This is a genomic window from Kitasatospora sp. P5_F3 (assembly GCF_054049135.1).
Window position 1 is genome coordinate 32,594 of the sequence record NZ_JBFUMY010000011.1, and the last position, 22,996, is coordinate 55,589.

The following is a 22,996-nucleotide window of genomic DNA, read 5'->3' on the forward strand; positions in this document are numbered from 1 at the left end:
ATCGCGACCCCATACTCCGAGTTCGGCAGCGGCGGTGAGCTGCGGAAACCTTGAGTGGGGATGGCGGTCCGAGGCCTTGGAAAAAATGACAACAGCGTTCCCTGCGGAATCCTGGCTGGTCTCGCGAGGGATCATGCTCGAACGGGGGCCGAGGCGGACGCTCGCGGCCGCGAGTTTCGTCAACATGGTGGGCAGCGGCGTCTTCATGCTGAGCGCCGCGCTCTTCTACACCCGCTCGGTCGGGCTGTCGGTGGCGCAGGTCGGGCTCGGGCTGGGGGTCGGCGGGTTGGTCGGGCTGCTCTCCGGGATACCGGTCGGGCGGCTGGCCGACCGGCGCGGGCCGCGCGAGGTGTACCGGCTGATGCTGATCGTCCAGGCCGCGGCGATGGCGGCGATGGTGCTGGTGCACTCGTTCTGGCTCTTCGTGGTGGTGGTCTGCCTCACCGAACTGGCGGGCTCGGCCAGTTCGGCCGCCCGGGGGCCGCTGGTGCGCGCGCTCGCGGGCGAGCAGCCCGCCAAGTTTCGGGCCTATCTGCGTGCCGCCGTCAACCTGGCCGCCAGCATCGGCGCCGGACTTGCCGCGCTGGTCGTCCAACTGGACACGCACACAGCGTACTTGTGCCTGGTACTGGGCAATGCGCTCAGCTTCGTGGTGACCGCGGCCATCGTCGGCCGACTGCCCTCACTGCCGCCCGTCCCGCCGCCGCCGGGGACCGGTCGGTGGATCGCGCTCAAGGACTACCGCTACGTCGTGGTCACCGCGCTGGACGGCGTCATGTCGCTCCAGGGCGAGGTGCTGGTCTTCGCACTGCCGCTGTGGATCGTCCAACGCACCGATGCGCCGCGCTGGTTCGTCGGGGCGAGCGCGCTGGCCAGTACCTTCATGGTGGTGGCCCTGCAGGTCAGGGCGAGTCGCGGGATCGACGGCAACGCCTCCGCCGCGCAGGCCTGGCGCCGCTCGGGCTGGGCGTTCCTGGCCGGGATGACCCTGATCGGCCTGGCGGCCGGGGTGCCCGGGTGGCTGGCGGCGTTGCTGATCCTGCTCGGGGTCGGCGTGCACACGATCGGCGAAATCCTGCAGGCGGTCGGCTCGTTCGAACTGCGTTACAACCTCGCTCCGGCCCACGCGCAGGGACAGTACTCGGGTGTCTTCAGGTTCGGCAGTGGCCTGGCAGGCGTCGCCGCACCCTCCCTGTTGGGCTTCCTCTGCATCACCTGGGGGACGCCCGGCTGGTTGCTGATGGGCGGGGTCTTCGTCGCGGTCGGGCAGGTGATCCCTTACGTCGTGCGGTGGGCCGAGAGTGACCCGCTCAGATCGCGGTGAGCGTGAGGATCGACGTGTACGTGCCCGGCGGCGTGCTGGTCGGGATCTGCAGGGTGAGGTCCGCGCCCGCCCTGGTGGTGCCGGGGCCGGTGCCGGAGCTGAGGGTGCGCGGGGAGTTGAGGCCCGTGCCGGGTAGGACCGCCGGGCCCGGGGTGACGGAGCGGATGGTGCCCCGGTCGAGGACGGCCGGGGCCCAGCCGAGCTGGCGGGCCTCGATGACGCCGGTGGCCGGGCCGGTGAAGTCGCTCGCCTGACCGGAGAGCGACCAGGCGAGGTTGCCGGGGCGGGTGTCGGTGATGGTGACCGGGGTGATCGGGCCACCGGTGCGGAACCAGGTACCGGCGGAGTCGAGCGCCGCCTGCGGCAGGACGACCCCGGGCGGCCCGGCCACGGACACCACCAGGGCACCGGGGGGCACGGTCGCGGTGATCCTCTGCACCGGACCTGACGGGACGTCCGTACCGCAGACCTGGGCGCCGAGCCGGTCGCACGGCAGCGGCTGCGGCGCGCTGTCGATGACGGCGACGGACGGCGCGGCGCAGGCCGACGGGTCCGGGCCGGCGGCCGCGGCACCGGGGATGCGCGGCAGGGTCCGGAGCCCGGCCTCGATCATCCGGGGCGACAGCGGTGCATCGCCCATGACCGCCGCCTTGCTCTGCTGGCACAACCCGTACGAGGCGAAGGCGCGAAGGGGTTGGCCCTTGAACGCGCTGAAGTTGGCACTCACGGCGGTCGGCACGATCATGTGGCTGACCACCGGCAGCGGATAGGCGCGGGGATCCGGGCTCGTACGGACGGTGGAGAGATCGACCGGCTCGCCGGGCGTCACGGTCGCGGCGGTCAGACCGACGGCCACCGCGCCCGCCGTGGGCGCCGTGTAGTACCCGGCACCGTTCAGTACCCGCGCCATCGGCAGCCGGGCTTCCATCGCGTAACTCGCGTTCGTGTACCCGATGGAGCCGTTGTTCCCCTGGTTCGCGACGAAGACGGCAACTCCCAGTGCGGAACCGAGCGCTGTCACGGTGCCCGGAGCGGCGGGGAAGACGGCCGTGGCACCGCAGGGCGCACCACGGACCGCCGAGCAGTACGCGTCCCAGGCCGCGGGCTGCTCGGCCCCGAGCCAGCGGGTCAGTTCGTAGGTGGTGGCGTTGCCGTCGGAGCGGACGGCCGGGCGGATCGGCAGGTCGGGCAGCGCCAGACCGGGGTTGTCGGCGACGATCACGGGGTCGTTCCACCGGGTGACGGCCCGGGTGAAGATCCCGGCGGCCGCGACGCTGGACAGCCGCAGATCGGTGACCCGCCGCCCGTCGACCACCAGGTTGTACGGGAACGCCACCGCCCCTGCGGTGATCGGCAGATAGGCGTGCGGCCGGGTCGGCGGCGGGTCGGTCACGCCCTGGTCGGTGATGCCGTAGGGCAGTTCCGAGACGGCGAAGTCCGTTGCGTCGTGCCAGAAGTTCACCCGCCCGTAGGCGGAGCCCTGGGGGTCGTAGTCGACCACGGGACCGGAAGCCCGGAGCGTGTTGATCCAGTAGTCGATCTGGTTGTAGGCGGTGGTCGACCCGGCACCGGACACCCGAGGGTCGGCCGCCGACGCCGGTGACGCCCCGTCAACCACCAGACAGACCAGAGCGGTCGCCAACGCGACCGTGCCCGGCGAACGCCACCAACTCGCGGCAGACCGCACGATGTACTCGCTTCCCCCGAAGATATTCCAAGATCACCCTTGGTGGCCCCGGTGAACGCGCGGCGACATCCTGCCGAAGGGCGGACATGCGGAGCTCGAACGTCGCGACAGGTCAGCGGCAGATGACGAAGTCCGGGTAGGGGTACGTCCCGGGCTCGTCGCCGATCTCCTGGATGGCGGCGCGGATCTGCCGGAGGTGGTCGGCCGTCAGCTCGAGGACGTGTTCGTCGGGCTGGTAGGTGGTGAAGATGGGGTAGTCGTCGCCCGGAGTCGTGGTCATCTCGATGTGGCAGCCGAGCACATGGGTGACGGGGCGGGTCTCGGTGAAGGAGACCAGGCGGTCGATCGAGTGGGTGAAGGCCGCCCAGTCCTCGACGTACAGCCGGCCGGGGTAGACGGTGTCGCCGGTGAGCAGGAAGCCGGTGTGCGGGTCGTAGTACGTGACCGAGGCCCGGTGGTGGCCCGGGGTGGCGAGGCACTCCAGGACCCGGCCGCCGAGGTCGAGCGGGACGGTCACGGACGGGTCGTCGGCGAGGCCGAGGAACCCCCAGGCGCTCGCCTGGTCGGCGGGGACCACGACGGTGTCGGGCCGGTCGGCGAACTGACCGTCCCCGGCCACGTGGTCGCCGTGCCCGTGCGAGTGCAGGACCAGGAGCTGGTAGGACTCACGCGGGTGGGCGGCGAGCCACTGGTCGACCAGGGTGTCGACGGTGGCACGGAGCGGGAAGTACTCGGCGGAGGCGGTCGCACCGGTGTCGATCAGGACAGCCCGGTCGGCGCCGAACAGCAGGTAGAGGAACGGGGCTTCGTAGTTGACCGCCATGTTCTGACGGAGGACCAGGGTGTGCTCGTCGTGGGAGTACACCTGGATGTCCGGGTCGGCGTTGTGCTTGGCCGACACCGACCCGTGGATCCACCGGACGTCGAGCGGGCGGGTGGCCGGGGCCTCACTGTTGAAGGTGATCTTGTCCATGGCCCGGAAGCTACCGTGTGCCCACCGTACCCGCCAAGGGAATTGGTCTGATCTGACGGCGGATCAGGCGGGTGGCTCAAGCGGCCGGGCTCCGTACAGGCGTGGCAACGGCAGGTCTCGGGTTCCGGCTTGAGGTGAGGTCAGAGACCCCGGGGGCTGCTGTCCGCCGTCGGCCTGGGATAAGGTCCGGAGATCAGTAAGCCGTCCGGAAGGGGGCCGGTCCGCGCCATGTCCAGAGAACTTGCCAAGGCGTCCCGGGTGCGGGTCAGTGAGCTCACTTCGAGCACCGATCTCTACCTCGGTGTACACATCGCCGGGCCCGGGCTCACCTTCGACATCAGCTGCTTCGGGCTCGACGCCGAGGAACGGCTGAGCGACGACCGGTACTTCGTCTTCTTCAACCAGCCCAACAGCCCCGAGCAGTCGATCCGGCTGCTCGGCGCGCAGGAGGGCGACTCCGAGTCCTTCGCGGTGGCACTGCCGCAGGTGCCGGAGACCGTCCACAAGCTGGCGTTGACCGCGACCATCGACGGCGGCGGGCAGATGTCCCAGGTGGCCTCAGGGTACGTCCGGATCGTGGCGGACGGCGCCGAGGTCGGCCGGTACAGCTTCACCGGCACCGAGTTCTCCACCGAGCGGGCCGTGATGCTCGCCGACGTCTACCGGCGTGGTGGCGAGTGGCGGTTCGCCGCCGTCGGCCCCGGCGTCGGCCCCAACCCGCCGAGCCCGTCCCGGTCGGCGTGCGGATCTCGCTGACCAAGTACACCGAGCTCCCGGAGAGCCCGGGTTGGGTGCAGCAGAACGACAACCTGGTGCGGGTCACCCTGACCAAGGGTCAGGACGTGCTCGCCCTCCAGGGCAGCATGGTCGCCTACCAGGGCAAGGCCGACTTCGCGTACGAGGCCTCCGGCATGCTGCGCAAGCTGGTCGGCAACCTGACCGGCCAGCCGCTCAAGCTGATGCGGGTCTCCGGCGAGGGTCAGGTGTTCCTCGCCGACGAGGCCTGCGACCTGCACGTGGTCCGGCTGGAGGGCGACTCGCTCTGCGTCGGCTCGGACCGGCTGCTGGCCTTCGACGCGGGCCTGGAGTACGAGGTGCGCCGGATCGAGGGCGATGGCCTGCCGAACGGCGGCTTCTTCACCCTGCAACTCAGCGGGCACGGCATGGTCGTGGTGAAGACCAACGGCGTCCCGGTGGTCCTGCCGGTCACACCCGTGCCGGAGACCTACGTCGACATCCAGGCGCTGGTGGCCTGGTCCAAGGGTGCGCAGGTGATCACCACCGCGCCGGTGCGGATCCGGCGCTCCGCGTACACCGGGCACGCGGCCCAGGCGCACAGTCTCCAGTTCCGTGGCGGGCCGGGGAACTTCGTCGTCGTCCAGCCGTTCGAGGTCTGAGGACCGAGGGGGATTCATGCAGGCACAGTTCCTCACGGGCGGCGGGCTCGACACCCACCGACCCGTCGACACCGCGACCCGGATGAGCAACCACGGCAAGGCGATCTGCCGGGTCGCGGTCACCACCGGGGCGGATGTCTACGCCAAGGCGGGCTCGATGGTGGCGTACGACGGCTTCCTCCAGTACGAGTCGGTGTCACAGACCTTCCGCCGGGCGCTCGGAGAGTGGGCCGCCGGCGAGCGGAGCCCGCTGCTGAGCTGGTCCGGCGACGGCGCGCTCTACCTCGCCGACATGGGCGCGGACGTGCTGAACCTGCACCTCGCCGACGAGAGCCTGTCGGTGAACGGCTCGCACCTGCTCGCCCTGGACGCCACCCTCCGCTGCACCGTGGAGAAGGTGCGCGGGGTGGCCAAGCTGGCCGGCACCGGCCTCTACAACGTGGAGGCCTCCGGCACCGGTTGGGTCTCCGTCACCTCCCGCGGCGTGCCGGTGGTGCTCAACTGCGCCGAGGCGGAGACCTACGTCGACCCGGACGCGCTGATCGCCTGGACGACCGGTCTCCAGGTGCGCGCCCGGCGGTCCATGAAGCTCGGCTCGCTGGTCGGCCGAGGCAGCGGCGAGGCCATGCAGCTCGGCTTCCAGGGCTCGGGCTTCGTGGTCGTACAGCCCAGCGAGGACACCGCCGACCGTCTCAAGATCCGCGGCTGAGAACCGAGTTCGAGGAGCCCTTCCGTGCAGAGCCCCCTCCTGGCGCACACCGCCGGCACCGGCACCGACCGCTTCGGCCTGCAGAACCCGCAGCTGCTGCGGGTGGTGCTGGACGGCAGTTCCGAAGTGCTGGCCCGCACCGGCGCGATGGTCGCGCACGTCGGCAAGGTCGCCTTCGCCGCCTGGTCGCCGCCGTCCGGCAACCGCCGCAACCGTCGGCGCGACGCCGACGCCCTCGACCTGATGCGCTGCTCCGGCACCGGCACCGCCTACCTCGCCAACCTGGCCCAGCACCTGCACGTGCTGCCGCTGAACGGCGAGAAGATGGTGATCACCAACACCTACGTGCTGGCACTCGACGCCGCACTGGAATGGCAGGCGGTGGCCATCGAGAACGGTGACCGGATCGCCGGAGTCGGCTCGCGCGCGCTGGAGTTCACCGGCACCGGAAGCCTGGTGCTGATGACCTCCGGCCGCCCCCTGGTGCTGCCGGTCGAGCCCGGCCGGTACGTCTACGGCGACGCCGACGCGGTGGTCGGCTGGTCCTCCGGTCTCGAGGTGCAGCTCCAGGCGCAGAGCAGCAACACCGAGGCCTGGCGCCGACGCGGCACCGCGACCGAGGGCTGGGAGCTGTCCTTCACCGGGCAGGGCTACGTGATCGTGCAGCCCAGCGAGATGCTGCCGCCGCAGCGGGTGCCGCGCGGCTGACCCCGGCGGTCAGTGGCGGTCAGTGGCGATGGTGGTTGTCGGGCTGGGCCGGGTCACCCGGGTGTTCCAGTCCCGGCACCAGGGTCAGGCGCTCGGCCCGGGCCCGGTCGATCCAGCGGACGAAGGCGATCCGCCGGGCGCTGCCCAGCATTTCGGCGCTCCGGTCCGGCGACGCCGGTGCCGGCTGACGCCCGGTCAGCGCCGCCGTCCACGCGCCGACCGTGACCTGCCGGCCGGGGGCGGCGGCCCGGAGCGCCCGGACCAGCTCGGTCGGCAGGGTGGCCGGGTCGGCGTCGAAGTCGCCGTCCGGCGAGCTCAGTTGCCAGCGCTCCCCCGCCAGGTGATCGACGGCCGGTACCGGTCCGGGCACGACGTCCGCCGTAACCGCGTCGAACACCGCCCGGACGGCCGCGCTGCCCTCGAACGCGGCGGYCGCGATCGACCCCAGCTCGACGGCCGCCCGCTGGTCCAGCCGCACCGGCAGCGCGGCACCCGGGTCCAGCCCCCGGGCCGCCGCCTCGGCCGCGCACAGCTCCTCCGTCAGCACCACCTGCGCGACCCAGCGGGTGAGTWGCCGGTCCTCGGCACTGCCGGGCCGGGGCAGCGCCGAGGCGCGCGGTCCACCGCGCAGGGCGGCCAGCCTGAGATCGAGCTCGGTACGTGGCAGCGGCCGCCCGTCCAACAGGCCGAGCACAGCCGCCGACTGACGGTCCGTCATGGCGAGACCATCAGCTCGACGGTCGGCGCGTACTGACAGCGGCCGAACCACATCACCTTGGCGACCAGCCAGTACGTCCCCGGGTCGAGATCGGCGGGCGGCGCCAGCTCGAAGACCACCTGCTCCGTCGCGCCCGCCGCCACCCGGAAGCCGCGGACCGGCGTCCGGACGATCTCCCAACTGCCCCACGGGGAGACCGCCTGCAGCTCGCCGTGGATCTCCCCCATCGTCCGATTGCCGAGCAGCAGCGACAGCTGCGCCCGCCCGCCGGGCGCGACCCGGATCGTGGTCGTGTCCGTCGCCACGGTGAGGCCGGTCTGCCGACCGGTGTCGGCCTTGGTGCCCTGGGCCTGCGACCAGCCGTCCGGGATCGGGCCCGGCACCGGGAGCAGGGCGGGCAGTTCGCCGAGCGCGACGGTGGCGACGTCCTCGATCTGCTGGCCGAGGTACTCGGTCCGGACCGCGACGAAGTACAGGCCGGGGCCGGCGTCGGCGGGCGGGGTGAGCGTGACAGGGAACCGGAGGTGCCCGCCGGCCGCCAGGCGGTACGGACGGCGGCGCAGGCCGGCCTGCCAGCCGTCGGGCGGCAGGATCTCGGCGGTGCCCTCGACGGCGGCGTCCGTCAGGTGCGAGGCGAGCACGGCGGACAGCTCGACCGGCTCACCGGCGGTCCGGAGCAGGCCGGGGGCGAGGCCGACCGACACCGGCAGGTAACCCATCGGCGCGGGGCCCCGGTTGTGCAGCCAGTAGCGGGCGTGCACGGGCTGGGCGGCCTCGGCGACGGGGCCGAGCGGGCCGGCCGACCCGGCCGAGCTGAGCGGGGCTCCGCCGGACACGGCGTCGACCGGACGGGCCGTCAGGGTGGCGACGCCGGAGCCGTCGAGGGTGATCGGCCCGTCCAACCGGGCGAGCGGGCGTTCCAGCAGGTCGGCCCGGTGCAGGGCGGTCAGCCGCAGCGCACCGTCCAGCTCGGCCGTCCGGCCCAGGCCGGTGGACTCGACCAGCCGCAGGGTGACCCCGGCGGCCGGGTCGGTGGCGGCGGCCGAGCCGTGCGCGATCGGGTTTCCGGTCGGCTTGAGGGTGCTCAGCCGGACCTCGCGTTCGGGACGGATCCGCAGCCAGGAGTGCCGGGCGGGCAGCGGGCCGTCCTGCGCGGGGGCGAGCCTGGCGAGCAGCGGGTGGTTGAACTCCTGTCCCTGGGACGGCAGCGCGAGCGTCCGCCAGTCACCGTCGCCACTGACCAGCGCATAGCTGAAGTCATGGGTCCAGTGCTGGAGTTGGAACGACGAGCCGTCCGGGGCGGTGCGCCGGGGCGGGTCGATCCAGACGCCCGAGGGCCAGCCGGTGCAGGAGCGCAGCAGCGAGAGGTGCAGCGCGCCGCCCGGGTCGACGGCGAAGCCGGGCAGGCCGAAGGTGAGCAGCGCGGCGGTGTGGTCGGTGAGCCGCTCGCCGGCAGACGGCTCGCCCGGGCAGACGGCGGTGACCCGGGCGTCCGCCAGGTCGTCGGTCAGCGCCTCGGGGTCGGTGACCACCAGCGCGGGGAGGACACGCAGTCCGCGCAGGTCGGCGTCCGGCTGCCAGACCTCGCGCAGCGGGCGGGCGGCGGGGACCCAGACCCGGCCGTGCGCCTTCAGCACGGCCGCGTACTCCTCCCCCACCTCCGCGAGCAACTGCCGGGTGGCGTCGTTGACTTCGGGCCCGCCGAGCAGGATGCGGAAGTCCGGCAGGTTGGAGTCGACGTCGAGCCAGCCGTAGCGGGACCAGTCGGCGCTCGCGGTGGTCGCGGTGACGCCGACCCGGGCCAGCGCCACCACCAGGTCGCGGGCGTCAGCCGCCCGGTCGAGGTCGGGGACGACCACCTCGGCCACACCCAGCGCCCGGTCGCCGAGCGCCGTGCCGTCCGGCCGGGTGAGGGTGACCCGGGCGGTGCAGCCGAGGCCGAACCAGGTGTTGGCGGGGTTGTCGAGCGTCCAGGGCGTCTCCGCCACGTCGACGTCGGGCAGCGCGAAGCCCCGGCCGACCACCGCGTCCGCGACCTCGCTGACCGGCAGGGTGCCGGGCAGGTCCAGGGCGAACCGCAGGCGGAGCAGCCGGTCGGCGGAGCCGTGGTCGATCACCCTGGTCCGGCAGTCGATCCGGTCCAGGCCGTGCCACAGAGTGACGGTCTGTTCGTACCGGATGCCGTCCACGGTGCCGCTGCTGACCAGCCGTTCGCCGAGCGGGCCGACCTCCCGTCGGGTGACGGCCGCGGTGTCGCCCGAGCCGAGCACCGGGCCCTTGGGCAACAGGTGCCAGGGGCCTTCGCCGAAGTCGGGGTGCTGCTGGTACTCCTCGTACACCCGCAGCTCGTTGCCGAGCCGACCGGGCTGGAGCAACTCCCGTCCGGACAACAGGTCCTGAACGCTGCTCAGGGCGCCGCCCCGGGCCGGATCGGCGGTGACCCGGTAGCGGTGATTTCCGATACCGACGCCCCCGGCGGCCGTCCAGAGCGCTTCCGGAGTACCGTCCACGGCCCGCCAGCTGCGCCAGCCGAGAGCGGGGACGGCGTCCGCGCGGAAGTACAGGGTGCCCTGGTCCACGGCGCAGGGCACCGGCGCTCCGGTGTCGTCGACGATCCGGACCGCCGCCGGGGAGCCCTCGGGCAGGCGGACCGCGACGGTGGCGGAGCGCTCGAAGGAGAGCGTGTTGGTGACCACCACGGCGGTGCCAGGACCCCGGGTGTCGACGGTGCCGACCAGGGCGTCCAGGGCCCGGTCGCGGACCTCGGCGGCCAGGTCGTGCGCCTCCCGCCAGCCGCCGAGCAGGTCGAGGTACACCTGGTCGGACTCGGAACCGGTGATCGCGTCATGGTGTGCGCCGTACGCGAGTTGGCGCCACACCTTGTCGAGCGCGGCCTCGGGGTAGCTGCCCAGCCCCTGCAGGGCGGCCAGGGTGGCGAGCTTCTCGGCGTCCAAGGCCGCGACCTCGCCTGCCCGTTGGGCCTGCTTGGTGTCGATGTACGAGACGTCCTTGCCGGTGTAGACCGGATTCATGTCGCGGGTCTGCGGGCTGGGCCGGCGGCCGGTGGCGGCGGACTCGGCCCGGACGGCGGTCAGGAAGTCGCGCGGGGTGCCGCAGACGAACCTGGGCCAGACGTACTTGGCGGCCCAGGAGCGGTGGATCTCGGTGACCCACTTGTTCGGCGGGGTGTAGTCGGTGCCGACCGGGAGCAACAGGTTCCTGGTCGCGCCGACCGGCTTGAGCTTGCGGTACAGCTCGTACACCGCCTGCTCGGCGGCGGGCAGGTCGGCGGCCGAGTCCATCCACCAGCCGGCCGAGTAGTGGTGCGGCATGAAGTGCGTCAGCACGCCCCGGCCCGAGGGCGAGATCCACTCGAACTCGCTCGGGAACTGCATGACGGTGGCGTCGTCCTTGGCCGCCCGGAAGTTCTTCTGGATCGGCCCCCACTGGTGGAAGGGCCCGCGCGCCCACGCACTGCCGGTCAGCCCGGCGTCGGCCAGGTAGCCGGGGAACTGCGGGTCGTGGCCGAAGACGTCGAGTTGCCAGGCGGTCTGCGGGTCGCCGCCGAGGATGTCGCGCTGGTAGCCGATGCCGTAGACGATGTTGCGGATGGTGGTCTCGGCGCCGGTCAGGTTGGTGTTCGGTTCGTTGTAGGTGCCGCCGACCAGCTCGATCTGGCCGCGCTCCAGCAGCCTCCGTAACTGGGCGCGCCGCTCCGGATGTTGGTCGAAGTAGGGCTTGAGGTAGTCGATCTCGGCCAGCACGAACCGGTACACCGGGTCGCGCAGGGCCAGCTCCAGATGGGCGTCCACCAGCGCGAAGCCGTTCCGCTCCCAGAGCGGCCGGGTGGTGGCGTCGCCGGAGAGCAGCTCCCAGGGCGAGGTGTAGGCGGCCTGGGTGTTCCACCAGACCGGGTCGTAGTGGAAGTGCGAGACCAGGTACATCGTCCAGCCCGGCTCGGCGACCAGCAGCTCGGCCGTCACCTCGGCCCCGCCCGCGCGGACGGTGACCGGGCGGCGCTGACCGGGTACGGGGTCGGTGACCTGCAGCGGGATCTCCACCGTGCCGGTGCCGGTGGCCTCGCCTCGAACTCCCGCTCCGGTGACGGTGATCGGGGTCGGCGGCCCCGTCACGGTGACCCGCAGGACCTGCCGGGGATCGGCTTCGCTGCCGGTGAACAGATCGGTGCTCTCGACGGCGGTGACGGTGACCGGCACGGGGGTTCCCTCCTGCTGATCCATGGGCTGAATCCATGGACTGGGCCATCGGCACGGCGAACCTAAACCGCTATAGTTTGGGTGTCAATAGACCATTCCGACGACCGCCGCCAGGTCTCATCTGACGTGCTCTCAGCAAGTGTTCTGACCAGCGGGATCGGTAAACCGGTCGATGGGGCGTGCACTATGCTCCGACCAGGTTTTCGACGGGTCGTGAGAGAGGGGGGACGCCCCATGGCAAGACCGACCATCGCGGACATCGCCCGGCAGGCCGGGGTGTCCAAGGGCGCCGTCTCGTTCGCCCTCAACGGGCGGCCCGGGGTCAGCGAGGAGACCCGTCGGCGGATTCTCGGGATCGCCGAGGAGATGAACTGGCGCCCGCACAGCGCCGCCCGCGCGCTCGGCGGCGCGAAGGCCGGAGCGGTCGGCCTGGTACTGGCCCGGCCGGCCCGCACCATCGGTGTCGAACCGTTCTTCGCCCAGCTGCTCTCCGGCCTCCAGGCGGGCCTGTCCGCCCACTCCACCGCCCTGCAGCTGATGGTGGTCGAGGACACCGCCGCCGAGATCGAGGTGTACCGGCGCTGGGCCTCCGAACACCGGGTGGACGGCTTCGTGGTGGTCGACCTCCAGGTCCGCGACCCCCGGATCGCGGTGCTGGAGCAGCTCGGCGTGCCCGCCCTGGTGCTCGGCGGACCCGGCCGGCACGGCACCCTGCCGAGCGTCTGGGCCGACGACCGGGAGGCGATGATCTCCACCGTCAACTACCTTGCGGCGCTCGGTCATCGACGGATCGCCCACCTGGCTGGGCTGCCCGCCTTCCAACACACCCAGCGCCGGATCCGCGCGCTGCGCGACAGCGCGAAGCGGCTCGGGCTGACCGAGGCCCTCTCGGTGCCCACCGACTTCAGCGACGCCGAGGGCGCCGCGGCCACCCGCGCACTGCTCACCCGCAGCCGCCGTCCCACCGCGATCATCTACGACAGCGACGTGATGGCCGTGGCCGGGCTCGGTGTCGCGATGGAGATGGGGGTGGCCGTGCCCGGCGACCTGTCGATCGTCTCCTTCGACGACTCGACCCTGACCCGGATCGTCCACCCGCCGCTCACCGCGCTCTCCCGCGACACCTTCGCCCTCGGCGAGCAGGTCGCCCGTACGATGCTCGCCGCCATCGCCGACCCCGAGGCGGTGCACGACCTGAAGAACCCCACCCCCCGGCTGACCGTCCGGGAGAGCACCGCCGCCCCGCGCCCGGAGTAGGGCGTGTCTTTCGGGTCAGGCCGGCTAGTGGGCGGCGTTGGGGTGCGTGGCTCGGCGGTGCCGAGGAGGGAGTCCATGCGGAGCATCGGCGACCGACGAGAAGCCGGCGAGGTGCGTGCCCCGGCGGCGACCGCCCGGCCTGACCCGAAAGACACGCCCCTGCCTGCTACCTGCGCGGTACGCGCTGCCGGTCCGTACTGCAACGGCAGTACGCCCAACTGTCTGCCACCGGACGACGACGTGAGCCCCCGCACCAAGAAGGATTGAGGCATCCTGCGGCACCCCCGCCGCCCACTGCCGATCCAGACTGGAGCGCCCTTCTCCGTGGCCACCTTTCTCTACCGGCTCGGCCGGTTCTCGTTCCGGCAGCGACGGTACGTCGTCCTGCTCTGGGTGGCGCTGCTGGCCGCCTGCGCGTTCGCCGCGGCCAAGGCACCCGCGGCTGAGGACGACGGGTTCGCGATGCCGGGCACCCAGTCGCAGCAGGCCTTCGACCTGCTCAACGAGCGCTTCCCCGGCGCGAGTTCGGACGGCGCCGACGCCCGGATCGTGTTCGTTGCACCGCAGGGGCAGCAGATCACCGCGACCGCCAACAAGGCCGCGGTCGAACAGGTGGTCGGCGAGCTGACCGGCAGCCCGCAGGTCAAGAGCGTGCTGGACCCGTTCGTCACCCACGCCGTCAGCAAGGACGGCAGCACCGCCTACGCCACCGTCTCGTACGACGCGAAGAGCACCGAGCTCACCTCGGCCACGAAGGCGCACCTCGAGGACGCCGTCAAGGGCGGCCAGCACGCGGGCCTGACCGTGGAGCTCGGCGGTACGGCGCTCCAGCCCGGGCCCGAGGCGGGCGGCGTCACCGAGGTCGTCGGCATCGCCGCCGCCGCGGTCGTCCTGCTGATCACCTTCGGCTCGCTGGCGGCCGCCGGACTTCCGCTGCTCACCGCGCTGATCGGCATCGGGGTCGGCGTGACCGCGATCGTCGCCGTCGGCATGTCCAGCACCACCACCACGCTCGCCCTGATGCTCGGGCTGGCGGTCGGCATCGACTACGCGCTCTTCATCGTCTCCCGCTACCGGACCGAACGGGCCGACGGCCACCGTCCCGAGGAGGCCGTCGGCCGGGCCGTCGGTACGGCCGGCTCGGCCGTGGTCTTCGCCGGGCTGACCGTCTTCATCGCGCTGGCCGGTCTCGCCGTGGTCGGCATTCCCGCCCTCACCAACATGGGGATGGCCGCAGCCGGCACCGTCCTGGTCGCGGTCGTGATCGCGCTGACCCTGCTGCCCGCGCTGCTCGGCTTCTTCCAGAAGGCCGTCCTGCCCCGGTCGACCCGCCGAGCGGCAGCACCGCGCGCCACCGCCACTCCTGCTGCCGCCAGGCCGAACGGCGGCACCCGCTGGGCCCGGTTCGTGACCCGCCGTCCGGTCGCCGTCCTGGTGTTCGGCGTGCTCGGCCTCGGCGTGCTGGCCGTACCGGCGCTCAGCCTCGACCTCGGGATGCCGGGCGCCGAGTCGCAGCCCACCTCGTCCACCCAGCGCCGGGCCTACGACGCCCTCGCCGACGGCTTCGGCCCCGGCTTCAACGGGCCGCTCACCGTGGTGGTGGACGCCAAGGGCGCCGCCGACCCGAAGGCCGCCGTCGCCCGCGCCGCCGGTCAACTCGCCGCCACCGAAGGCGTGGTGTCCGTCTCGCCCGCCGCCTTCAACCCGGCCGGCAACACCGCGCTGATCACCGCCGTGCCCGCCACCGGCCCCAGCACCACCGACACCAAGGACCTGGTGCACACCATCCGGGGCGAGGCCGCCGGGCTCCGCGCGGAAACCGGCGCGACCGTGCTGGTCACCGGCACGACGGCGGTGAACATCGACATCTCGCAGAAGGTCTCCGACGCGCTGCTCCCCTACCTCGCGCTGGTGGTCGGCCTGGCCGTCCTGCTCCTGATGGTGGTGTTCCGCTCCGTGCTGGTTCCGCTGAAGGCGGCGCTCGGCTTCCTGCTCTCGGTCGCGGCGGCGTTCGGCGTGATCGTCGCGGTATTCCAGTGGGGCTGGTTCGCCGGACTGCTGGGCGTCGAGCAGACCGGCCCGGTGATGAGCATGATGCCGATCTTCCTGATCGGTGTGGTGTTCGGCCTTGCGATGGACTACGAGGTCTTCCTGGTGACCCGGATGCGCGAGGCGTACGTGCACGGGGAGCGGCCGGGGCAGGCGATCGTCACCGGTTTCCGGCACAGTGCCCGGGTGGTGGTGGCCGCAGCCGTCATCATGATCGCGGTGTTCTCCGGGTTCATCGGGATGAGCGAGTCGATGATCAAGATGATGGGGCTCGGCCTGGCCTCGGCGGTCTTCCTGGACGCCTTCGTGGTCCGGATGACCATCGTCCCGGCGGTGCTCGCGCTGCTCGGCGACCGGGCCTGGTGGCTGCCGAAGTGGCTGGACCGGATCATTCCCCGGGTGGACGTGGAGGGCGAGTCGCTGACCGCCACCGCGCCCGCCCCCGCCCCCGCTGGCCAGGAGCTGACGGAGCGTCCGGCCGTTCACGTCTGATCATCGCCTGGCGCCCGTGGCTCCGCAGGCACCCCCGCACCGTCGACGTGACGCTCGCCGTGCTGCTCTGGGGCCTGGCGGTGCTGGCCAGCACCATGTCGGCCACCGACCCCCGGATCGTCCGGGCCCCGTCTCTCGCCGTCGCGCTGATCGCCGCGGCGGCCTCGGTCGCCCTGCTCTGGCACCGCACCCGTCCGCGCACCGTGGTGGCCGTCACCACCCTGTGCGGCGCCGCCATCAGCGTGCTGGCCGACTCGGGCGGCTTCCAGCCCTCGCCGTTCACGGCGGGCGCCGCACTGGCCGCGCTCTACTCGATGGCCATGCGCACGGACCGCCGCACCGCCATGCTGTACACCGCTGCGGTCGCGGGCATCCTGTTCACCGCCACCGTGCTCTCCACCTCCGGCTCGATCCTCACCGCCAACCGGATCGGCTTCGTCGCCTGGATCCTGCTCTCGGGCGCCATCGCCGACTCGGTCCGCAGTCGGCGCGACTACGTCGCCGCCGTCGAGGCCCGGGCCGAACTGGCCGAGCGCACCCGGGAGGACGAGGCCCAGCGGCGGGTCGGCGAGGAGCGGATGCGGATCGCCCGCGAGCTGCACGACATCGTCGCGCACCACATCGCCCTCGCCCACGCCCAGGCCGCCACCGCCGCCTACCTGCTGCGCAGCAAGCCCGAGCAGGCCCAGGAGATGCTGGACAGCCTGGCCGGCACCACCTCCGCCGCACTGCGCGAACTCAAGGCCACGGTGGGCCTGCTGCGCCGCTCGGACGACCCGGAGGCGCCCCTTGAGCCCGCCCCGGGTCTGGCCCAACTCCCGGATCTGCTGGCCGCGTTCGAGGGCGCGGGCCTGACCGTCACGGTACACAGGTCCGGCGAACCGCGGCCGCTCTCCCCCGGCGTGGATCTGACCGCCTACCGGATCATCCAGGAGGCGCTGACCAACGTCACCAAGCACGCGGGCGCCGCAACCGCCTCGGTCCGGCTGGCCTACACCCGCCGCCTGCTGACCGTGACGGTCGCCGACGACGGCCACCCGGCCGCACCGGCGGGCGCACCGGGTTACGGTCTGATCGGCATGCGCGAACGGGCCCAGTCGGTCGGCGGACGCCTGCTGGCCGGACGCAGCTCGGACGGCGGCTTCGAGGTCACCACCGAACTACCGCTGGAGACCGGCGAGTCCGACCCCGGCCAAGGCGATCAGGATCTTGACGAGAGGACCGCACGGTGACCATCCGGGTACTGCTGGCCGACGACCAGGCCCTGCTGGCCGGCACCTTCCGGCTGCTGATCGAGTCCTGCGAGGACATGGAGGTGGTCGGCGTCGCGGGCGACGGCCGGGCGGCGGTCGCCCTGGCCCGCGCCACCAGGCCGGACGTGGTCGTGATGGACATCCGGATGCCGGTACTGAACGGGCTGGCCGCCACCGAGGAGATCTGCCGCGACCGAGCCCTGTCCGGCACCCGGGTGCTGATCCTCACCACCTTCGAGATCGACGAGTACGTGGCCCAGGCCCTGCGCGCGGGCGCCAGCGGCTTCCTCGGCAAGGACGTCGGCCCCGAGGAACTCCTCGGCGGCATCCGGGCGGTGGCCGCCGGGGACACCCTGCTCTCCCCCACCGCCACCCGGGCCCTGATCGACCGCTTCCTGGCCCACCCCGAGACCGACCCGGCCACCCCACCCCCGGCCCTCGACGTCCTCACCGCCCGCGAACGCGAGGTGATGGCCCAGGTCGCCGAGGGCCTCTCGAACGACGAGATCGCCGAGCGGATGTACGTCAGCCCCCTCACCGTCCGCACCCACGTCCAGCGCACCATGACCAAACTCGGCGCCCGCCACCGCGCCCAACTGGTCGCCATCGCCTACCAGTCGGGCCTGGTCCGGGTCGACCCGCCGGACCGCACCTGATCCTGTGACCGCAGGTTGGCCGGGGTGAGGCCTCGGGCCGCGTGGCGTCGCAGCTGGGACATGAGCGATCGCCTTCCCCTTCCGAAGAGCTGACGCCCCGGCAGACGCCCGACGATCGCCCGGAGAAGCGCTCATGACCGTCGCCGCCCCCGCCCGGGCCGACGAGGACCCGGCCGCCCCGGACCGGCGGCCGCTCGGCGCCCTGCTGGCCGCGAACCTCGTCTCGATCACCGGGAACGCCTTCGCCGGCATCGGTGTGCCGTGGTTCGTCCTGCAGACCACCGGCAGCGCCTCCCGGGCCGGCCTGGTGGCCTTCTGCGGGATGCTGCCGCTGGCGGTGTCGGCGCTCGCCGTCGGACCGCTGATCGACCGGATCGGACGCCTGCGCGCGTCGGTGCTGTCGGACCTGGTGTGCGGGACGGCCATCGGGCTGATCCCGCTGCTCCAATGGGCCGGCGCCCTGCGGTTCTGGCACCTGTGTGTGCTCATGGGGGTCAACGGGCTTTTCCAGGCGCCGGGCGAGACCGCACGCCAGGTGCTCACGCCCGATCTCGCCGATCACGCCGGCCTCCCGCTCGCCCGGGCCATGAGCCTGTACACAAGTGCGTCCAGAGGGGCCCGACTGCTCGGAGCCTCGGCCGCCGGTGTACTGATCGCGCTGTTCGGGACCGGGCCCGTCCTGCTCCTGGACACGGCAACCTTCGGTGTCTCGGCGCTCCTGGTCGCCCTCGGCGTCCGGCGCGTCCCCGCCGCCGCCCCTCGACGGGACGGTCCCCCGGCGAGCCTGCGCAGGTACCGCGACGAACTGCGCGAGGGCCTGACCTTCCTGCTCCGTCAGCGGCTGCTGCTCGCCATCACCTTGCTGCTCATGGTGACCAACGGCCTGGACCAGGGCTGGAGCGCGGTCCTGCTGCCCGTGCACGCCGAGCGCGACCTCGGCGGATCGGTCGACCTCGGCCTGCTCGCCGGCCTCTTCGCGGCCGGCGCGCTCGGCGGCTCGCTGCTGTACGCGGCGCTGGGGGCCCGGCTTCCCCGCTGGTCGCTGTACGCCTGCTGTCTCCTTGTCAGCGGAAGCCCGCGCATGCTGGTCGCGGCGTTCGCGCCCGGCCTGCTGCCCCTGGGCGTCACGCTGGCCATCGCCGGTGTCGCCGCCGGGATCCTCAACCCGATCGTCTCGACCGTGCTGTACGAGCTCGTCCCCGACGCCCTGCGCAGCCGCGTGACGGGCGTCCTGGCTGCGGGAGTACTGCTGGCGACCCCGCTCGGCGCCCTCGCCTGCGGCTACCTGGTGGACCGGGCCGGGCTGACGACGGCCCTCGTGCTCCTCGGCGGGGCGTACCTGCTGACCACGCTCTGCCCGCTGGCCTTCCCTGCCTGGCGCCGGATGGACAACACGACCGACGCCAGGGCAGGTATGTAGCTACGGGACCGGGCAGCAGCCCTACCGCTGGACCTACGACGGCACACCGCTGAAGGCCGCATGACCCTCAGCAACACCCGTTTGAGGCACCAGCCGAAAAGCTGATGCCTCATCACGGTGAGCACCGCTCCTGTACCGGCAGGCCGCCCTCCTACGGACTGACCTACCGGCGGTAGTGGTCGCGGTGTTCGTACAGGAAGGCGTCGAGRGTGCGGGGCGGGCGGCCGAGGATGTCGGTGACCGTGGTGGAGGGGGTTTCCGGCCGGGCGATGGCGAGTTGCTGGATCTCCGTCACGTGCTCGGCGAGCCAGTCGGGCATCCGGGCACGGTGGATCAGGCTGTCGCGCAGTTCGTCCGGGGTGAGGTCGACGTAGCGGATCCGACTGCCGGTCAGGGTGCTCAGGCGGGCGGCGAGTTCGGGGTAGGAGACGGCTTCGGGGCCGGTCAGGGTGTACGTACCGCCGGAGATCTCGGGCCTGGTGAGCGCGGCGGCGGCGACGTCGCCGATGTCACGGCAGTCGACGTAGTTGCAGGGCGCGTCACCCATGCTGCCGAGGATGACTCCTTCGGCGACGGCGGGGGCCAGGCGCAGCAGGTTCTGCATGAATGCGTACGGGCGCAGGATGGTGTGGGTGAGCCCGGTGACCCGCAGGTGCTCCTCGACGGCATGGTGCCCCCGGGAGATGGCGACCGGGGAGTCGGGTTCGGCAGCGGGTGCCGAGATCTTGACGATGTGTCCGATACCGGAGTCGGCGGCGACGTCGATGACACGAGTCTCGAGTTCTACCTGTGCGGGACTGTTGGCCATGGCGAGGAAGAGCCGGCTCGCGCCCTTGAAAGCCGTACGCAGCGAGTGCGGGTCGGTGGCGTCTGCGTACTGGACCTCTACGGGCGGGTGGTGTGCGCCGGTCAGGCCGGGCAGCGGCCGTTGCGGAGTCCGGGTCAGCGCACGCACAGGTTCGCCGAGTGCGAGCAGGCTGTGGAGCAGGGCGTTTCCGGTTGCTCCGGTCGCTCCCATGACAACGATCATCAGGTGTCCTCGTTTCTTGGTGGTGGGTACCGCTGGGGTTACGACTGGGACGCGGTGGTGGTGCTGCGCCAGCGCAGGGTGACGATGGTGGTGGCGAGGGCCGCCGAGATCGGCAGGTCGATGCGCAGGCGATCCAGCCAGGGCGCACCGGGAACCGGGGTGTGTGCGGGCAGCCACTGGGCGACGAACCATCCCAACGCCCCCGCTGCACCGACGGCGGCGATGAGGAGCACGGCGGTCAGGGCAACGCGCGGTATGACGGTGGTCCACCGTCGAGGCTGCCCGCCGCGCCGCAGCCAGGCGCCGACCAGGAACGCCACCACGGCGGAGGTCCCGGCGATGGAGGTAACGGCCGCCACGGCCAGGTCCCGCTGCCCGGTGACGACTCCGGCGGCGCCGGCCATCAGCGCGGGGGCCGCGTAGGCGGTCAGTACCTCCCGCCACAGGACGAACTTCCGGGAGGCCGTCCGGCTTCGGACGGTTGGGTCCTTCGTTGCGGGCATGTCGACCTCATTCTCGTTCGTGTTCGGGAAGCAGAAGGTTGCCGCTGGGTGGCCGACGTCCTACCCAGGTACAGTAATTAGCTGGCTAACTACTACGTCGTAAAAAAGGGCCCTGCCCAGCGGACGGGGCCCTACAAGACCAAGCCGGATCAGTCGGCGGCCAGGGCCGCACTGCCGCGCACGACCCGGGCGAGCAGGTCCAGGAACACCGCGCGCTCCTCGCCACTGAGACCGCCCACCATCGCCTCCAGTCGCCCGAAGTGCTCGGGCGCCATGTCACGCAGCCGCTGCGCACCACGCGCCGTCAGGATGGCCACCGTGCCCCGCCCGTCCTCCACGGACGGGCGTCGGGCGATCAGGCCTTCGCGTTCGAGTCCGTCCAGCAGACCGGTGACCGTGGCCCTGGAGATGTCGAGATCCGCAGCAAGATGCGAAGGGGACTTCTCCCCGCCATGGGCTTCGAGGTCGGCGAGCAGGCGGTACCGCCCCGTCGACAGGCCGAACCTGGCGAAGTGCGCCTCGGCCGCCCGGCCGACCCGAGCTCCCGCCGAGATCAGTCGCACCGCGACCAGCACTGCCTGCGGATCGACCTCGAGGCCGTAGTGCTCGACCTGCCGCCTGGCCTGGTCCAGCGTGGGCATCTCGCCGTCATCCCCGTTCCTCGTCATGCAGATAATATGGCAGCTAACTACTTCGATCGTCAAGGCGCCAGGCCCTGGTACTGCAACCAGGCCATGGCAGCTAACTACTTCGATCGTCAAGGCGCCAGGCCCTGGTACTGCAACCAGGCCATGGAACAGTCGGGGCCCCCGCCCTACTCGCGGAACTCGAACCGCCACGCCTGCCGCTGGTCGCCGACCTCCAGCGGGCGCAGCGCGGTGCGCGGCGGGAAGATCCTCAGCAGGCTGACGTCCAGCGCGAGTTCCACACCGTCGATCGGTCCGCCGGGGATGACCACGTGGAAGGTGAACGGCTGGGCGCTCTGGTAGAGCGCCCACTCGCGCGTCTCGGGGGAACCCTTCACGGGCGCGTTCACGTTGGGCTCGTCGTCGTAGCCCAGGTACGTCCCGTCCTTGAGGTTGCGGATGTGGATGTTGCCGTTGCCGAGCGCCTCCACCTGCCAGTCCTGCTCGCCCGGCTCACCGGTGGGCGGGAGGATGACCGCATCCCCCTTCCCTTCCTGCAGGGTGAGCAGCTGTTCGCCGGGCTTGGTGATCGCGTAGACGCCGTTGGGTACGGGTGCCATGTCAGACTCCTCCTCTGATACGCGGCGCGGGGACAGCGCCGCTGAACCACGGACGCGCCGATTCAATCGGTACACACACGATCGGCGACGGCGGCTCGCCGCCCGCCACCCGAACGGGCGCAGGCCCGCACGGACCCGTCTCCCAGGCGCTCGCCGGAACCGGCCGGCCCCTGACCCGCCCGGGCCTGACCGGGTGTTCTGTCGTACTAGATCCGCCAGAGCGGCGGAACGTGTCGCCCCGCCACCCGCAGCTCGACCCGGAGCAGCCGGGAGTCCGCCGGGGTCAGACCGAGCTCCTCGGTGATCCGGCGGGTGGTGACGTACTCGATGCCCCGGGCCGCCGTCCGGGCCGCCCAGTCCGTGTAGCGCTCCGACAGGGAGCCGACAACGGCGGGCACGGTGACGGGGGGCTCCGGGGCCAGCGCCCTGGCCCGTTCGCGGGCGATCTCGGAGAAGCCGCAGACCGCCGTGCTCGCCGCCTCCGCCTGCGCCAGGTCGGTGCTGCCCGCCAACGCCCGGGCCAGCGGGTTGAGTTCGAGAGCCCGGGCCAGCGACAGGCGGTGGACCCCGGCACTCGCCGGCCCCAGCAGCACCGGCTGCGGGGCGTCCCGGGTGCCGCAAGACCCCGCGCACTCCCCTGGCCGCCGCCACCAGCAGCGCACTCGCCTCGGACGGGTGCCAGTCGAAGACCCCGTCCACGACGGCGGTGTGCCGGTCCGTCAGTGCGAACGCGGGCGCACCCAGCCGGGGCAGCAGGACGGCCTCGGGCACCTCGGAGTCCAGACCCGGCCCGGCCACGTACACGGCGGTCGGCAGTCCCGCCGCCGCGCAGCCCGCCAGCGCGAGTGCGTCCCCGAGCGGGCTGCGCAGCGTCGGTTCGGTGCCGTCGGCGACCACGTCGCCCCCGACGTCGACCACGTCCACCCGGTCGGCGCCGCAGTACTCAGCCGCCGCCAGGATCTGCCGGGCCAGCCCGAGCGCGCCCTGATACGGGTCCAACAGGCCGAGCTCCGGCCCGAGTTCACCTGCCAGCCGGGGCAGCAGCGAACCGGCCGGCGGCCTGGGTGCGGACTCCGCCGTGACCAGCCACACCCCGGGACCGGCCTCGACGGTACCGGTGAAGTCGGCGGGCCGCCGAGGGCCGGGGACGGGGTCGACCACCAGCCGCTCCCAGGCGTAGGTCAGCACCAGCGCAGGGGCGTCCGCCCCGTGCAGCGCGGCGTGCACCATCGAGGTCGCGATGGCGTCGCCGCCACCGCCCGCGGCGATCAGAAGTCGCTTCATACGCACCAGAGTTACCGCACCTCAGGGCACATCTCCAAGCCCCCGACCCCGGCGATAACAGCAGCAACCGGAC

19 protein-coding genes and 1 pseudogene are annotated in these 22,996 nt (G+C 72.3%); 10 read left to right on the forward strand and 10 right to left on the reverse strand.

Annotated elements, in window-relative coordinates:
* The first annotated feature begins 133 nt into the window (after nt 1–133).
* Nucleotides 134–1,324, forward strand: a complete 1,191-nt coding sequence (locus tag ACXJMZ_RS09490) for an MFS transporter (protein WP_457029545.1) — start codon at nt 134–136, stop codon at nt 1,322–1,324.
* On the opposite strand, the gene ACXJMZ_RS09495 is transcribed toward ACXJMZ_RS09490, so the two are convergent.
* Both ACXJMZ_RS09495 and ACXJMZ_RS09500 read right to left on the reverse strand, forming a co-directional pair.
* The gene (locus tag ACXJMZ_RS09495; protein ID WP_457029546.1) at nt 1,311–3,011 is read right to left on the reverse strand and encodes a substrate-binding domain-containing protein; all 1,701 of its coding nucleotides are present in this window, start codon (nt 3,009–3,011) and stop codon (nt 1,311–1,313) included. The genes ACXJMZ_RS09490 and ACXJMZ_RS09495 overlap by 14 nt on opposite strands.
* Before the next feature lie 112 nt (nt 3,012–3,123).
* Nucleotides 3,124–3,984, reverse strand: coding sequence for an MBL fold metallo-hydrolase (locus ACXJMZ_RS09500; protein WP_457029547.1), 861 nt, complete (start codon nt 3,982–3,984; stop codon nt 3,124–3,126).
* Nucleotides 3,985–4,212: 228 nt separating this feature from the next.
* On the opposite strand from ACXJMZ_RS09500, the gene ACXJMZ_RS09505 reads away from it, so the two are divergent.
* From ACXJMZ_RS09505 to ACXJMZ_RS09520, 4 genes are read left to right on the forward strand one after another with little or no spacing between them, the layout of a single operon-like run.
* Nucleotides 4,213–4,740 (forward strand): TerD family protein, encoded by a 528-nt coding sequence (locus ACXJMZ_RS09505; protein WP_457029548.1) that lies wholly within the window; start codon nt 4,213–4,215, stop codon nt 4,738–4,740.
* Complete coding sequence (locus ACXJMZ_RS09510) at nt 4,725–5,381, forward strand: AIM24 family protein (RefSeq protein WP_457029549.1); 657 nt, start codon at nt 4,725–4,727, stop codon at nt 5,379–5,381. The genes ACXJMZ_RS09505 and ACXJMZ_RS09510 overlap by 16 nt, the downstream gene beginning before the upstream one ends.
* 16 nt (nt 5,382–5,397) lie before the next feature.
* Nucleotides 5,398–6,090, forward strand: a complete 693-nt coding sequence (locus tag ACXJMZ_RS09515) for an AIM24 family protein (protein WP_457029550.1) — start codon at nt 5,398–5,400, stop codon at nt 6,088–6,090.
* 24 nt (nt 6,091–6,114) lie between these two features.
* Entirely contained in the window at nt 6,115–6,798 is a 684-nt protein-coding gene (locus tag ACXJMZ_RS09520; protein WP_457029551.1) for an AIM24 family protein, read from the forward strand.
* Nucleotides 6,799–6,817: 19 nt separating this feature from the next.
* Here the strand turns inward: ACXJMZ_RS09520 and ACXJMZ_RS09525 are convergent, their stop codons facing one another.
* Entirely contained in the window at nt 6,818–7,516 is a 699-nt protein-coding gene (locus tag ACXJMZ_RS09525; protein WP_457029552.1) for a DUF7158 domain-containing protein, read from the reverse strand.
* A complete protein-coding gene (locus ACXJMZ_RS09530) occupies nt 7,513–11,757 on the reverse strand; it encodes a glycoside hydrolase family 38 N-terminal domain-containing protein (RefSeq protein WP_457029553.1) in 4,245 nt (1,414 codons plus the stop codon). The genes ACXJMZ_RS09525 and ACXJMZ_RS09530 overlap by 4 nt, the downstream gene beginning before the upstream one ends.
* Before the next feature lie 210 nt (nt 11,758–11,967).
* On the opposite strand from ACXJMZ_RS09530, the gene ACXJMZ_RS09535 reads away from it, so the two are divergent.
* The 5 genes from ACXJMZ_RS09535 (at nt 11,968) to ACXJMZ_RS09555 (ending at nt 18,860) form a co-directional block, all read left to right on the forward strand.
* Nucleotides 11,968–12,990, forward strand: coding sequence for a LacI family DNA-binding transcriptional regulator (locus tag ACXJMZ_RS09535; RefSeq protein WP_057235928.1), 1,023 nt, complete (start codon nt 11,968–11,970; stop codon nt 12,988–12,990).
* Nucleotides 12,991–13,314: 324 nt separating this feature from the next.
* On the forward strand, nt 13,315–15,531 hold the full coding sequence (locus ACXJMZ_RS09540) for an MMPL family transporter (protein ID WP_457029554.1): 2,217 nt from the start codon (nt 13,315–13,317) through the stop codon (nt 15,529–15,531).
* A 2-nt stretch (nt 15,532–15,533) separates the two neighbouring features.
* Nucleotides 15,534–16,763 carry a sensor histidine kinase gene (locus ACXJMZ_RS09545; RefSeq protein ID WP_457029698.1) on the forward strand — a complete coding sequence of 410 codons (1,230 nt, stop codon included), beginning with the start codon at nt 15,534–15,536 and terminating at the stop codon, nt 16,761–16,763.
* Nucleotides 16,760–17,440, forward strand: coding sequence for a response regulator transcription factor (locus tag ACXJMZ_RS09550; protein WP_457029555.1), 681 nt, complete (start codon nt 16,760–16,762; stop codon nt 17,438–17,440). Before ACXJMZ_RS09545 ends, ACXJMZ_RS09550 begins: the two co-directional genes overlap by 4 nt.
* Nucleotides 17,441–17,573: 133 nt before the next feature.
* On the forward strand, nt 17,574–18,860 hold the full coding sequence (locus ACXJMZ_RS09555) for an MFS transporter (protein ID WP_457029556.1): 1,287 nt from the start codon (nt 17,574–17,576) through the stop codon (nt 18,858–18,860).
* Nucleotides 18,861–19,023: 163 nt separating this feature from the next.
* Here ACXJMZ_RS09555 and ACXJMZ_RS09560 read toward each other — a convergent pair whose 3' ends face one another.
* The 6 genes and pseudogenes from ACXJMZ_RS09560 to ACXJMZ_RS09585 form a co-directional block, all read right to left on the reverse strand.
* Complete coding sequence (locus tag ACXJMZ_RS09560; protein ID WP_457029557.1) at nt 19,024–19,890, reverse strand: SDR family oxidoreductase; 867 nt, start codon at nt 19,888–19,890, stop codon at nt 19,024–19,026.
* A gap of 38 nt (nt 19,891–19,928) precedes the next feature.
* The gene (locus ACXJMZ_RS09565; protein WP_457029558.1) at nt 19,929–20,393 is read right to left on the reverse strand and encodes a hypothetical protein; all 465 of its coding nucleotides are present in this window, start codon (nt 20,391–20,393) and stop codon (nt 19,929–19,931) included.
* Between the two features lie 149 nt (nt 20,394–20,542).
* Entirely contained in the window at nt 20,543–21,061 is a 519-nt protein-coding gene (locus ACXJMZ_RS09570; RefSeq protein WP_457029559.1) for a MarR family winged helix-turn-helix transcriptional regulator, read from the reverse strand.
* Between the two features lie 146 nt (nt 21,062–21,207).
* Nucleotides 21,208–21,639, reverse strand: coding sequence for a hypothetical protein (locus ACXJMZ_RS09575; RefSeq protein ID WP_457029707.1), 432 nt, complete (start codon nt 21,637–21,639; stop codon nt 21,208–21,210).
* 206 nt (nt 21,640–21,845) lie between these two features.
* Nucleotides 21,846–22,232, reverse strand: a complete 387-nt coding sequence (locus ACXJMZ_RS09580) for a hypothetical protein (protein ID WP_457029560.1) — start codon at nt 22,230–22,232, stop codon at nt 21,846–21,848.
* 85 nt (nt 22,233–22,317) lie between these two features.
* Nucleotides 22,318–22,923 (reverse strand): annotated as a pseudogene (locus ACXJMZ_RS09585) (DUF1152 domain-containing protein); the annotation flags it as partial.
* Nucleotides 22,924–22,996: the final 73 nt, after the last annotated feature.